Annotated in this window: 14 protein-coding genes; 8 read left to right on the forward strand and 6 right to left on the reverse strand. The window is 73.0% G+C overall.

Annotated features, from left to right (window positions below; all coding sequences use genetic code 11):
• Positions 1–24 precede the first annotated feature (24 nt).
• The gene (locus tag ACIPYW_RS12385; protein ID WP_400413955.1) at positions 25–1449 is read left to right on the forward strand and encodes a hypothetical protein; all 1425 of its coding nucleotides are present in this window, start codon (positions 25–27) and stop codon (positions 1447–1449) included.
• Between the two features lie 23 nt (positions 1450–1472).
• Positions 1473–2237, forward strand: a complete 765-nt coding sequence (locus ACIPYW_RS12390) for an SDR family oxidoreductase (RefSeq protein ID WP_400413957.1) — start codon at positions 1473–1475, stop codon at positions 2235–2237.
• 80 nt (positions 2238–2317) lie between these two features.
• Here the strand turns inward: ACIPYW_RS12390 and ACIPYW_RS12395 are convergent, their stop codons facing one another.
• The 6 genes from ACIPYW_RS12395 to ACIPYW_RS12420 form a co-directional block, all read right to left on the reverse strand.
• On the reverse strand, positions 2318–3877 hold the full coding sequence (locus ACIPYW_RS12395; RefSeq protein ID WP_290131826.1) for a UDP-N-acetylglucosamine 1-carboxyvinyltransferase: 1560 nt from the start codon (positions 3875–3877) through the stop codon (positions 2318–2320).
• Positions 3878–3969: 92 nt separating this feature from the next.
• On the reverse strand, positions 3970–5097 hold the full coding sequence (locus ACIPYW_RS12400) for a hypothetical protein (protein ID WP_400413960.1): 1128 nt from the start codon (positions 5095–5097) through the stop codon (positions 3970–3972).
• A 9-nt stretch (positions 5098–5106) separates the two neighbouring features.
• Positions 5107–5907 (reverse strand): anti-sigma factor domain-containing protein, encoded by an 801-nt coding sequence (locus tag ACIPYW_RS12405; RefSeq protein ID WP_400413962.1) that lies wholly within the window; start codon positions 5905–5907, stop codon positions 5107–5109.
• A 5-nt stretch (positions 5908–5912) separates the two neighbouring features.
• Positions 5913–6458: an RNA polymerase sigma factor gene (locus tag ACIPYW_RS12410; RefSeq protein WP_400413964.1), complete on the reverse strand. Its 546-nt coding sequence runs from the start codon at positions 6456–6458 to the stop codon at positions 5913–5915.
• A 97-nt stretch (positions 6459–6555) separates the two neighbouring features.
• Positions 6556–7185, reverse strand: coding sequence for a class F sortase (locus tag ACIPYW_RS12415; protein ID WP_290131822.1), 630 nt, complete (start codon positions 7183–7185; stop codon positions 6556–6558).
• A gap of 26 nt (positions 7186–7211) precedes the next feature.
• On the reverse strand, positions 7212–8069 hold the full coding sequence (locus ACIPYW_RS12420) for a DUF4397 domain-containing protein (RefSeq protein ID WP_400413966.1): 858 nt from the start codon (positions 8067–8069) through the stop codon (positions 7212–7214).
• A gap of 277 nt (positions 8070–8346) precedes the next feature.
• On the opposite strand from ACIPYW_RS12420, the gene ACIPYW_RS12425 reads away from it, so the two are divergent.
• The 6 genes from ACIPYW_RS12425 (at position 8347) to ACIPYW_RS12450 (ending at position 12703) form a co-directional block, all read left to right on the forward strand.
• Entirely contained in the window at positions 8347–8628 is a 282-nt protein-coding gene (locus ACIPYW_RS12425) for a flagellar FlbD family protein (protein WP_400413968.1), read from the forward strand.
• Between the two features lies 1 nt (position 8629).
• Positions 8630–9445: a motility protein A gene (locus ACIPYW_RS12430; RefSeq protein ID WP_400413970.1), complete on the forward strand. Its 816-nt coding sequence runs from the start codon at positions 8630–8632 to the stop codon at positions 9443–9445.
• Between the two features lie 2 nt (positions 9446–9447).
• Positions 9448–10413: a flagellar motor protein MotB gene (locus ACIPYW_RS12435; protein WP_400413971.1), complete on the forward strand. Its 966-nt coding sequence runs from the start codon at positions 9448–9450 to the stop codon at positions 10411–10413.
• Positions 10414–10500: 87 nt separating this feature from the next.
• Complete coding sequence (locus ACIPYW_RS12440; protein WP_400413974.1) at positions 10501–11451, forward strand: flagellar motor switch protein FliM; 951 nt, start codon at positions 10501–10503, stop codon at positions 11449–11451.
• A complete protein-coding gene (fliN, locus tag ACIPYW_RS12445) occupies positions 11448–12158 on the forward strand; it encodes a flagellar motor switch protein FliN (RefSeq protein ID WP_400413977.1) in 711 nt (236 codons plus the stop codon). Before ACIPYW_RS12440 ends, fliN begins: the two co-directional genes overlap by 4 nt.
• Before the next feature lie 2 nt (positions 12159–12160).
• Entirely contained in the window at positions 12161–12703 is a 543-nt protein-coding gene (locus ACIPYW_RS12450) for a FliO/MopB family protein (protein ID WP_400413979.1), read from the forward strand.
• The last annotated feature ends 39 nt before the right edge of the window (positions 12704–12742 follow it).

The following is a 12742-nucleotide window of genomic DNA, read 5'->3' on the forward strand; positions in this document are numbered from 1 at the left end:
GCCTGACGCGGTAGCCTCGCCCGCGTGACCGACGTACCCGCTGCCGACCACCTCGTCCCGCTCGATGTCATCTCGGTCGGGCGCCGGTCCGTCGTCCCGGACCTGCACCGGCCGGTCGCCGCGGTCGTCGAGGACGGCGCCGTGGTGCGGTGGCTGACGTGGCCGTCGGCGCCGCTGCCCGACCGGGCGGTCGAGGAGGTCGAGGCCTGGCCCACCGGTTCCGGGGTGTGGGTCGTCTACCGCTCCGACGGCATCGACGGGGTCACGCGGACGGCCGTGCACCTCGACGCGGACCGCGTCGGCGCGGCGGTGGACCTCACCGATCGGCGTGTCATCGAGGCGGAGCCGGGTGGGCTGTGGCTCGCCGATCCCCGTGACGCGTCGGCCTGGATGGCCCGGGACGGGAGCGAGGACGACGAGGACGGCGCCGACGAGGACGAGCTCGCCGGGCTCGGGTCCGCCGACCTGCCGTGGGCCGAGTCGGAGCCGTTCTGGCCCGACCCCGCGACCTGGTCCGAGCCGAACGACGACGACTGGCAGCCGGACGTCGACACCGACGTCGACGATGAACCCGACGCCGACGATGAACCCGGCGCGGACGACGGGCACGTCGTCGCCACCGCGTACCAGTGGTCCATCGGGTTCAGCGACGACGCTGACGAGTGCGACGCACCCGATCGCGGTGATCCCGGGCCGCCCTCGCCGACCCCGCCCACCGACCTCGTCCGCATCGCGCCCGACGGGACCCGGACGACGATCCGCGTCGACCACCTCGTCGAGGGTGTGTCCGTCCGAGGAGACCGGCTGACGCTGCGGTTCCACCGCACCGGCCCGGAGCTCGTCCCCGGCGCGTACGGGTCTCAGGACGTGGTCTACCGCCCGCGCGAGGTCGTCGTCGACGTGTCCGACGGCCTGCCGACCAGGATCGACACCGACACCCTCGACTCGGTCCCTGTCGAGGACCCGGCCGAGTACGACGCCGACGCCGCGGACGCCGCGTGGGAGCGCTCGGTCGAGGAGCGCGAGGCCCGACGGACACCCTGGATCGACCGGCTCGACCTCAGCGGTGTCGACGGCACGCGGTGGCCACGCTGGGACGCGGGCGCCGTGGGCCGTGAGCGCAGCGTCGCCCGTCTGGTGGAGGAGTTCACGCACCTCGGTGACCCGGTGATCGGCTGGTCGCGCGGGGCGGACGGTCCGCGGCGGATCCGGAGCGACTACCGGGACGTGCGGGTTGAGGTCGAGGGCGCGTTCCCGGACACCGAGGTCGTGGTGTCGTTCGAGCACACGGCCGTCCCGTTCCTCCGACTCCGCCGCCGCTACCGCGTCTTCGACGACACCGGCCGGCCCGTCGACCACGGGTACGTGACGGTGTACCTCGAGGAGGAGGTCGCCACCGGCCACATCCCGCCACGCAGCGCCGCGGCCGACGGCGTCCTCGACATCTGACGGCGGCGCGGTAGCGTGCGGGCATGAGCGACGACGCCACCACCGAACGTCCCGAGCGCACCGCGATCGTCACCGGGGGCGGGAGCGGGATCGGCCGAGCAGCAGCCCTGGCGCTGGCCGCCGACGGCTGGACGGTCGTGGTCGCCGGACGCCGGCCCGAGCCGCTCGCGGAGGTCGCCGCGCAGTCGTCGCGCATCGTCCCCGTGGTCGCCGACGTGTCGGTGGAGGCCGACGTGCGACGACTGTTCGACGAGACCGTGGACCGCTTCGGCCGCGTCGACCTGCTGTTCAACAACGCCGGCACCGGCGCGCCAGCGACGCCGTTCGACGAACTGACGCTCGACACGTGGTCCTCGGTCATGTCCGTGACCCTCACCGGCGCGTTCCTCTGCGCCCGCGAGGCGTTCCGGGTGATGCGGACGCAGACCCCGCAGGGCGGTCGGATCATCAACAACGGGTCGATCTCCGCGCACGCACCCCGGCCGCTGTCCGCGCCGTACACGGTCGCGAAGCACGGCATCGCCGGGCTGACGAAGCAGCTCCAGCTCGACGGCCGCCCGTTCGGCATCGCCTGCGGGCAGATCGACATCGGCAACGCGGCCACGTCGATGGGGTCCGGCGCAGCGTCCGGCACCCTCCAGGCCGACGGGACCACCCGCAGCGAGCCGACGATGGACGTCGCCGAGACCGGTCGGGCGGTCGCGTACATGGCCGGCCTGCCGGCCGGCACGAACGTCCCGGCCCTCACCGTGATGCCGACCGCCATGCCGTTCGTCGGACGCGGCTGACCGACTGGAGGCCCGTGGCGGATCCGCCACGGGCCTCCAGTCCGTCACCTGGTCACGCCAGCGACTGCAGCGTTGGCGGCTCAGTCGTGGAACGTCTCGATCGACGCGCCGAGCGAGTTGAGCCGCTCCTGCAGGCCCTCGTAGCCGCGGGCGATGATGCCGACGTTGCGGAGGACGCTCTCGCCCTTCGCGGCGAGCATGGCGAGCAGGATGACGACCGCGGGGCGGAGCGCCGGCGGGCAGCTGACCTCGGCGCCGGAGAAGTGCGTCGGCCCGGTGACGTCGAGGCGGTGCGGGTCGCGCAGCGTGACGTTCGCGCCGAGCCGGGTGAGGTCGAGCAGGTGGATCGCCCGGCCCTCGTACACCCAGTCGTGGACGAGCGTCGTGCCGTTCGCGCAGGCCGCGATGACGACGAAGAAGGGCAGGTTGTCGATGTTGAGCCCCGGGAACGGCATCGCGTGGATCTTGTCGATCGGGGCGTGCAGCTCGGACGGGTGCACCGTGATGTCGACGAGTCGGGTGCGACCGTTCGCGGCGTCGTACTCCTCGGAGACGTCGAAGCGGAGGCCCATCTCGGCGAGGGTCGCGAGCTCGATCTCGAGGAACTCGATCGGCGCTCGCGTCACGGTGAGCGTGGAGCCGGTGACGATGCCCGCGGTCAGGAGGCTCATCGCCTCGACCGGGTCCTCGCTCGGCCAGTAGTCCACGACCTCGTCGATGACGCTGCGGCCGGTGATGCGGAGGGTGGTCGTGCCGATGCCCTCGACCTGCACGCCCAGGAGCTCGAGGAAGAAGCAGAGGTCCTGCACCATGTAGTTCGGGCTGGCGTTGCGGATCGTCGTCACGCCGTCGCGGGCAGCGGCGGCGAGGATGGCGTTCTCGGTCACGGTGTCACCGCGCTCGGTGAGCACGATGGACTTCGTCGGGACGTCCTTGTTCGCGACGTCGACCTCGTACCAGCCGTTCGTGGCCTCGACGTCGACCCCGAACGGGCGGAGCGCGATGAGGTGCGGCTCGACCGTGCGCGTGCCGAGGTCGCACCCGCCGGCGTAGGGCAGGCGGAACGCGTCGAACCGACCGCTCAGCGGGCCGAGGAACATGAGCACGCTGCGGGTGCGGCGGGCGGCGTCGGCGTCGATCGCGTCGAGGCGGAGGTCCGACGGGGCGACGATCTCGAGCACCTCGCCGTCCTCCGACCACGTGACGCTGGCGCCGAGGCTGCGGAGGACGTCGATGATCCGGTCGACCTCGACGATGCGCGCGACCTTGTGCAGGCGCGTGACTCCGCGGTTGAGGAGCGAGGCGCAGAGGAGCGCGACGGCGGCGTTCTTCGACGAGTTGACCGCGATCGACCCGCTGAGCTTCCGTCCGCCCTGGACGCGGAGGTGCGCGCGCTGCGGGGCGCCGCCGATCGACACGATCTGCTGGTCCAGCGCGTCACTGATCCGGGTGAGCATCTCGAGGCTGAGGTTCTGCCCGCCCTGCTCGATGCGGTTGATCGCGCTCTGGCTCGTGCCGACGCGTTCGGCGAGCTGCGCCTGGGTCATGCCGCGGCCCTTGCGGGCACCGCGGATCAGCGCGCCGACCTCGCGGAGGGGTGCTGCGGTGGTCTGGGGAGCGACGAGGGTGGTGTCGGTCATGAGGGGCACGCTAACACGCTCGTGAGATAAAACGGGTGACATCCGCGCCCGAACTCACAGGAACGGATCGGGAATACACCGTCTGTGAGAAGTCAATCGCTCCGGTGCCACTGCAGTCGGTCGTTGTCGAACACCAGGTCGACAGCCCGTGGCGCGTCGGCCGGGGGCACCGGGTCGCGGAGCCAGACGGTGCTCCCCGGCGTCCATCCCGCGATGACGCTTGCGGTGTCGGCGCCGACCGGGATCGCCGTGCCCGCGGCGCGCAGCCAGCACCGCACGGTGAGGCAGACCGCGTCGTACGCCTCGGCGACGCCCTCCCAGTCGGGCGTGACCCACCCGCCGTCGCGTCCGGTCGTCCGGTACCAGTCGTGCCGACGGGTGGTCCAGCTGACGTCGATCGGCCAACGGCGACAGAGCGCTGCCCAGTCGTCCGCGTCGTCGAGGACGAGCTCGCGCGCGCCTTCCCTCGGGACGACCGGGGTGACGGTCGCCCGCTCCCAGCCCATGTCGTCCTCGACCGCCCACACCCCGAGGGGCCCGTGCGACGGGACGGACGGGGTCGTCACGAGGAGTCCGGACGGCGGGGTCGACCACCACTCGCCGCTGTACCGCGCGTCGACGCGTCGTCGTCGGTCCCGCCACCCGACGGCGTCGACCGCGGCCTGCAGTGCTCGACGCCAGTCCCGCAACGCACGTGCGGCGTCGCCGGGCGCGGTCGAGCGGAGCGGTTCCGGGCCGTGGGCTCCGTCGAAGACGGTGCTCCACGGGACCGCCGTGTCGCTCGGTGCGACCACCGCGCCGACAGCGAGATCCCCGGCCCACGCGCGCGCCAGCCGTGCGAGCTCCGGGCCCAGGCCTGCGCGGGCCAGCAGGACGTCCTCGCCGTCGGGTTCCTGCCAGTACCGGGCGGCCGCGGCCGTGTCGGCCAGTGCGCGGAGCACGTGCACCGGTTGCACGGACGACGGGTCCGCCACGTCGACGGCGGCGCGGAGTGCGTCGACGAGCTCCTGGTCGCTCGGTGCCGGCTCCCGGCGGTCGGCCCCGGGGCCGAAGAGCGTCGGTGCGTCCCCGCGTTCGAACATGACGTGGTACTCGGCCCAGAACAGCACCTGGTGGAGGTGCTCGCCGGGGCCGGACTCGTCGTCGAGCAACTGCCGGAGGATTTCGAGGATGAACCGTCGGCCACGCGGGCCCTCGAGCAGGTCCGCCGCGGTGATCACGGCCCGAGGCTACCGGTCGTGGAGGTCGCCCCGGACGATGGAGTCACCCGAGTGCGCCGGGTCCCCGTCGTCGCGCTCGGCGGAGACGTCGACCACGGGGTACTTCGCCAGGTCCATGTCGGCCGGTACCGTGAAGCGGCCGCGGTCGCCGTCGAGGAACCCGACGCTCACGAGGCCCTTGAGGTCCGACTGCATCATCCAGACCTCCCGGAGCGCGCCCGAGTCGGAGCCGTCGCGGTCACCGCTGACGTCGACCACGAGGGTGAGCCGTCCGTCACGGTCGCGCTCGAGCTCGGCGGTGCCGCGTGCGCCGCCCCACGCCGGGAGTGCGTCGAGGGTCGCGCGGGCGACGACGGTCTCACCGCTGCCCGCGCCGGGGACGACCCCCGTGACGACACCGATGCCGACGAGGAGCGCGAGCACACCGATGCCCACCGCGATGATCCCGGCGACCGTCCGTCGCCGGCGCCGGACGGCGGCGGTGCCGCGAGGGTCGCGGCGGCTGCCGGGCCGGGCGGCCGCGGTGGTGGGTCGCGTGGGGAGGACCGGCCGCGCCGACGGGGCGGGGTCGACCCGTGCCTCCAGGCCGTCCGCCTCCTGCTCGGCACGCACGGTCGCCGCGATGCGGTCCCACACCCGTTCCGGCGGTGAGACGAGGTCGACGTCGGCCGCGGAGCGGGTGACGGCCGCGACGCGCTGGAGGTCCGCGACCTCCGCGCGGCACCGGGCGCACTGAGCGAGGTGTGCCGCGACCTCGTCGTCCGCCACCACGTCGGTGACCGCGAGCATCGCCAGCGTCTCGTCGTCCACGTGCTTCACTCGATCACCTCCAGACGTGTTCGGAGCCGAGCCAGACTCCGATGGATGTGGCTCTTGACGGTGCCGAGGGGGATCTGCAGCCGCTCCGCGATCTCACGATGGCTGAGGTCCTCGTAGAAGGCCAATCGCATGACGCGGCGCGGCTCGTCGTCGAGGCGGTCGAGCTCCCCGGCGACGAGTGCCCGTTCCGCCAGGTCGAACGGCGACTCCGGTGCCACGGCGGTCTCCTCGACGACGGTCGGGTCGGCCGTCGGTGCCTGACGGGCGCGTTCGGTCAGTGCGTCGGCGATGCAGTTCCGGGTGATGCCGACGAGCCACGCGCCGAGCGGTCCACGTGCCGGGTCGAAGGAGCCGGACCTGCGCCAGGCCTTGACGAACACCTGCTGGGTGACGTCCTCCGCGGCCATCGGGTCGCGCAGTGCCCGGAGCGCGAGGGTGTGCACGAGCGGGGACCACCGGTCGTACACGGCACGCAGGGCTGCCTCGCTCCCGGCGCTGAACGCGTCGGAGAGCTCGCCGTCGTCGGGGAGGGTGGTCGTCACGTGGTCCTGTCGTCGGGGCGGTCGGCACTGACCGTGTGTCGATCGTACGGGCGGCGGGGCGGCGGGGTACGGCGGGCACACGGTCGTGTCTCCCGGGTCATGACACCGGTGTCGCGGTGATGACGAGGTTGCTCTCGTAGTGGTGGGTCTGCTCGTCGAACACGCCGCCGCAGGTGACGAGCACGAGCCGCCGGTCGCCGTCGGTCCGGAAGATGCGGTCCCAGGGGAGGCCGCGCTTCTCGAGCAGCGACACCGAGTCGATCCGCCATCGGGTCTCGGCTCCGGCGGTGTCGGTGACGGTGATGGTGCGGCCCTCCGGCACGTCCCGCAGGTGGGCGAACGGGCCGATGCCGTAGCCGACCGCGTCGACGTGGGCGGCGAGGACCACCGTGCCCTGGGTCGCAGCCGGTGCGGCGCCGTACCGGTACCAGCCGGCGACGGCCGGGTCCGGCGGGAGCGCCATCGCGCCCTGGTCGTCGACGCCCTCGGGGCGGACCGGCGCGGTGACACCGGCCCAGTCGACGGCGACCCGGGCGGGTGCCGCGGCGGCCGGGGCGACCGGGGGGACGGTCGCTCGTTGCTGCGGCACCGCCGTCGAGAACGCCGCCGGGGGAGGCGTCGGCGTGCTCGAGGGGGCGAGGGAGGGGTGCCCGCCGGGGAGGGAGCCAGCCGGCGAGCACCCGGTCAGGACGGCGACGGCCGCCGTGGCGACGGCGAGCGCCGCCACGGACGGCCGCACCGTGCGGTGCACGATCAGCGACCGGCGTCCTGCCGACCGGCGTCCGCGGTGCGACGCCGACGGACCACGACGGTGCCGAGCGTGGCGGCCGCGAGGAGTGCGGCAGCGGCTCCGATCCACGGCGCGACGTCGGGCTGGTTCGTTGCGACGAGACCAGCGTTGCCGGCGGGGACGCCGTTCGGGGTGCCCCCGAGCCCGGAGATCGTCTGCGTGGCGAGGGCGAGGTCCTTGTCCTCGAGGCTGCCCCACGCGTAGACGATCGTGTCGGTTCCGGCCTTCACGGAGACGTCCGCCGGGCCGATCACCGGGGTGGTGGTGCCCGCTGCGGCGACCGAGGCCGACACGGTGCCCGCGGGGAGCTCGAGCGCCTTCTCGTCGGGGTTCGTCAGCCCGGAGACCACGGCCTTCCCGCCGGCGAGCACGTCGACCGCGGGGGCGGCTGCGACGTGGCGGACGATGAGGCGGCCCTGACCGGCCGGGGTGGCCGAGGTGTCGTTCGTGAAGAGCGTGGCGGTCGGCTTGCCGCTGGTGTCGTCGTGCGCGACCGCGGTGTAGTTGCCGCCGGCGTCGAGCGAGACGTCCACCGGGCCGATGATCGGCTTCGAGTCGTCGGTCGCGTCACCGGCGGTGATCGCGATCGTGTGTGCTCCGGCGGGGACCGTCATCGGGCCGGCGAGGGTGCCCGGCGTGAAGTCGTCGAGGGCGCGCTTGCCGTCGAGGTAGACGTCGACGGTGACGGACGGGACGGCGTGCAGGACGGAGAGGGTGGCGTCGCCGGACGCGGCCGTGGCGGTCGTGGCGGGCAGCACGGCGGCGGTCGCGGCGAGCAGCGCACCGGACGCGAGCCCGGCGGCGAGGGTCTTCTTGCGCATCGTTGTCGTCTCCTTCTCTGGCCCGGGTCGGGCCGGTCGGTTCGACGTCGTCCTCGACGTCTCGCAGGTACTACCGACGGTTCCGGCGTTCCGGTTGCGCTCGGTTGCTGGGGGTTCGCTCACGGATCTGTCCCCCGTTCCGTACCCCGACGACGTCGCTGGGCGCCCGGTGCTTACGTGCGGGCGCTCCGGGCCGATAGCACTCGGTGCACGCCCACGGAAGGGCGGCATCCCGCCCCACGGACGGCGGCGGGACGATCGAGAACCAGGACGGGCCATGATCGTCGTCACACGACTCAACGGCAGCGGTTTCGCTGTGAACCCGGACCTCGTGGAGCGCATCCAGGAGACGCCGGACACCACCCTCATCATGGTCGACGGCGCGAAGTACATCGTGCGGGAGTCCATGGAGGAGGTCATCGACCTCATCGCCGCGTACCGCGCCCGCATCGTCGGGATGGCGTACGGCACCGACGGGCAGGCGAACCGCCACGCGACCGGCCCCGTCCCCACCCTCGCCCCGGTGGCGCCGCTGCACGCGCACGACGGGGGGCGCTGACGTGGACATCGCGACGATCATCGGCATCCTCATCGCGTTCGGCGCGCTCTTCGGCATGGTCGAGATGGAGCACGTCGAACTCGCCGGACTCTTCCTGCCGGCCCCGATGCTCCTCGTCTTCGGTGCCACGATCGGCTGCGGCATCGCGAGCACGACGCTGAAGGACGCGATCGCCTCGTTCAAGGCCGTCCCGAAGGCGTTCACGGGCAAGGTCACCCCGCCGCAGTCCGTCATCGACGACGTGGTCGGGCTCGCCGAGACCGCACGGGCGAACGGGCTCCTCGCCCTCGAGCAGGAGGCCGACAAGCACGACGACCCGTTCATGAAGAAGGCGCTGCAGAACATCGCGGACGGCACCGACGGCGACGAGCTCCGGATCCTGCTCGAGGACGAGATCGAGTCGAACGCCGCACCGGTCCGCAGCGCGAGCGCGTTCTTCATGGGCCTCGGCGGGTTCGCCCCGACCGTCGGCATCATCGGCACCGTGGTGTCGCTGACGCACGTGCTCGCGAACCTCGGCAAGCCGGACGAGCTCGGCCCGCTCATCGCCAGTGCGTTCGTCGCGACGCTGTGGGGCCTCCTGACCGCGAACTTCCTCTGGCTGCCGATCGGCGGCAAGCTCCGCAAGCTCGCGCAGCTCGAGTCCGACCGGCAGACGCTCCTCATGGAGGGCCTGCTCGCGGTGCAGGCCGGCAGCCAGCCGCGCCTCCTCGGTGAGCGCCTCAAGGCCATGGTCCCGCCCGCGGCCCGGATCGCGGACGCGAAGTCGGCGAAGAAGCAGACCGCGGCGGACGACGACCAGCAGCTGGCGGCCTGACGATGAGCGGCAACCCCCGGGGTCGTGGCCGTGGTCGGGCGAAGAAGGGCCACGACGAGGCCGAGCACCCCGACGAGCGGTGGATGGCGTCCTACATGGACATGATCACCGTCCTGATGTGCATGTTCCTCGTGCTCTTCGCCATGTCGACGGTCGACCAGCAGAAGTACATCGCCCTGAAGAACTCGCTCGCGACCGGGTTCGGCGAGGTGAAGTCGCAGAAGGTCGACACGGCGTCCGGCACCGTCGTCACGAAGGACCAGGTGCAGGACGGCTCCGGGTACTCGATCGACAAGTCCCAGGCGGACCACTCGAGCGCGTCGAGCGGCGACGCGGGCAGCAACGCCGAGGCCGGTCCGGGCACGGCGACGGCCGACCCGACGAGCACTGCGGTGCCGAAGACGGCGTCGAAGGCCGACGTCGACGCCGCGAAGCAGGAGCTCGACGACCTCCAGGGCATCGAGCGCGCGATCAAGGCGAACCTGCGGAAGGCGGGCCAGACCGCGAACGTGCAGTTCACGGTCGATGCCCGCGGACTCACCGTCCGGCTCGTCGGCAGCGAGACCTACTTCGCCACGAACAGCGCCGACCTGTCCGACCAGGCGAAGCGGATCATGGACGCGATCGCGCCGGTGCTCAAGACGAGCGACCACGACGTCAGCGTCGAGGGCCACGCCGACCAGCGGAACTCGACGGCGCCGTACGCCACGAACTGGGAACTCAGCGCCGCGCGGGCCACCGGGGTGCTGCGGGACCTCGTCGAGCGGGGCGGGATGCCTTCGGCCCACGTGCAGAGCGTCGGCTTCGGGTCGAGCCGGCCGCTCGCGGAGGGCGACTCCGACCAGGCGCTCACCCTGAACCGGCGGGTCGACATCGTGGTGCTGTCGAACCAGGACCAGGACGTCAGCGCGCTGATGCCTGCCCTCGCCGCGGCCCAGGACACCGCGAAGGGCGTGACGCACGGGTAGCGCGCAGACCGAGGCGCGACGCCGCCGCCGCCCCAGAAGGGGGCACAGCGCTGACGGGTGGTCCACAGCGGACCGATAGACGCACCCGTGATCGAGACCGCCGCAGCACCGCCGTCGACGTCCGGCGTGCCCGCGCGGACCGACGCAGCGACGGGCCCGTCCGCCGACGCACCCGTCGACGTGTACGACTTCGCCCGCCCGTCCACCCTCGCCCGGGAGCACGCGCGGGTGCTCGAGCTCGCCTTCGAGACCTTCGCCCGGCAGTGGGGCACCCAGCTCACCGCGAAGGTGCGCGCCGTCAGCCAGGTCACGTGCGAGTCGGTCCAGATGAAGACCTACGACGAGTACGCCGCATCGCTGCCCGCGCTCACCGGCATGGTCCTGCTCCCGATCGCCGACATGGTGCCGAAGGGCGTGCTCCAGGTCCCGCTCGACGCCGCGCTGACCTGGGTGTCGCACGCCCTCGGCGCGTCCAAGCCGCTCCCGACGCCCGAACGCACGTTCACCCCGATCGAGCAGGCACTCGTCCGCAAGATCGTCGAGGACGCCCTCGACGACCTCCGCTACTCGTTCGGCGGGCTCCTCGTCCACGACGTGACCGCCGGTGGGTTCCAGTTCAACTCGCAGTTCGCCCAGGCCGCACAGAAGGGCGACCTGATGATCGTCGCCTCCTTCGAGATCCGCGTCGGCGACCGCGTCGCGCCGGGGACGCTCGCGCTCCCGGCCGAGGCGGTCCTGCCGCAGCTCGGCGAGACCGCGACGCACGTCTCCGCCGCCGAGGCCCGCCACCTGCTCGACGAACAGCTGGCGAACGTGCCGGTCGGCGTCGCGCTGCGCTTCGCGCCGGCGACGGTGCTGCCGGCACAGGTCCTCGGCCTCGCCGTCGGCGACGTCCTGCCGCTGCCGCACCCGCAGCACCGCCCCCTCACCATCGCGGTCGACGGCGAACCCGTCGGCACCGCGGCCGTCGGCGCGAACGGGTCGCGCCTCGCCGGCATCGTCGTCACCACCACCGCAGCTACGGAGCCCTCCGCATGACCGCCACCACCACCCTCCACGCCACTGCAGCCGACTCCCTCGTGGTCGCCCTGCCGACGGCGGCGCCGCTCAGCGCGGTGGCACAGCCGGGAGGCGCGACGCCGGCCGCGCTCGAAGCGGCGGCCACCGGGGTGGTCGCGTCCTTCGTCGGCGGCCTGTCGGCCGACCTCGTGCTCGTCCTCACCGACCTCGCGGCCGTCACGGCGGCGGGTGGTACCGAGCACGGGATCGTCGACGTCACCGACGTGCTGCGCCCCTCGCTCGAGGCGGCGGCGTCGGTCCTCGGCATCGGGGTGCTCGGCGACGCGCGGCTCGAGTCCGGCGCAGCGCTCCTCGCGGACCCCGAGACCGCCGTGTTCGAGCTGACCGCTGGTGGCGTGCCCGGGGGCTGGTTCGGCATCCGGGTGCGGGAGAACGGCACCGTGTCGGCGTCGCACGTGCCCACCGTCGCGGCGCCGGTCGGGAACCTCGGCCGGATCAACAACGTCGAGATGACCCTCACCGTCGAGATCGGCCGCACGCGGATGTCCGTCCGCGACGTCCTCGGCATGGAGCCCGGTGCCGTCGTCGAACTCGACCGCAGCGCCGGCGCGCCCGCCGACGTCCTGCTGAACGGCCGCCTCATCGCGCACGGCGAGGTCGTCGTCGTCGACCAGGACTACGCCGTGCGCATCACGAAGATCCTCGACGTCGCCGAGACGGTCTGAGCGTGGACACTGCGGTCATCGTCCTCCGCGTCGCGCTCTCGCTCGGCGTCGTGCTCGCCCTCATGTGGGTGCTGCACCGCGTCAGCCGGAAGAAGCTCGTGGGCGGGAAGGCCCACGGCCGCCGTGCCGCGTCGGTCGAGGTCGTCGGTCGTCAGGGCATCGGCGGCAAGGCGAGCGTCGTCGTCGTGGACGTCGAGGGGGAGCGGCTCGTGCTCGGGGTCACCGAGCACGGGGTGTCGCTGCTGACGAGCGGCCAGGCGCCCGCTCCGGAACTGACCATCGTCACCGGACCCGTCGTCCTGCCGACGCGTGAGGCGACGGCCGCCGACCCGACCCCGACCCCGTCGGCCGACGTGTTCCGTCGTGAACTCGAGCAGCAGAGCGGGGCCGAGCCGGGCCTCCCGACCGACCTGCCGATGCGCCCGCGCAACCGGCGCCCGCAGCGCGCCGTGGTCCCGACCGCCGCGCAGCTGCAGGGCTCGATCCTGTCCGCGGACACCTGGCGGCAGGCCGCCGCGGCCCTGAAGAACCGGCGAGCCGGGTGACCGCGCTGCGGTCCGGTCGACTGATCGCCCTCGTCCTGC

The sequence above is a fragment of the Curtobacterium sp. NPDC089689 genome (assembly GCF_044749145.1).
Lineage (GTDB): Bacteria > Actinomycetota > Actinomycetes > Actinomycetales > Microbacteriaceae > Curtobacterium.

Coding starts and splice junctions, on each gene's coding strand:
- ACIPYW_RS12390 (WP_400413957.1), top strand. CDS start 1,473: ATGAGCGACGACGCCACCACCGAACGTCCCGAGCGCACCGCGATCGTC.
- ACIPYW_RS12395 (WP_290131826.1), bottom strand. CDS start 3,877: ATGACCGACACCACCCTCGTCGCTCCCCAGACCACCGCAGCACCCCTC.
- ACIPYW_RS12420 (WP_400413966.1), bottom strand. CDS start 8,069: ATGCGCAAGAAGACCCTCGCCGCCGGGCTCGCGTCCGGTGCGCTGCTC.
- ACIPYW_RS12425 (WP_400413968.1), top strand. CDS start 8,347: ATGATCGTCGTCACACGACTCAACGGCAGCGGTTTCGCTGTGAACCCG.
- ACIPYW_RS12435 (WP_400413971.1), top strand. CDS start 9,448: ATGAGCGGCAACCCCCGGGGTCGTGGCCGTGGTCGGGCGAAGAAGGGC.
- fliN (WP_400413977.1), top strand. CDS start 11,448: ATGACCGCCACCACCACCCTCCACGCCACTGCAGCCGACTCCCTCGTG.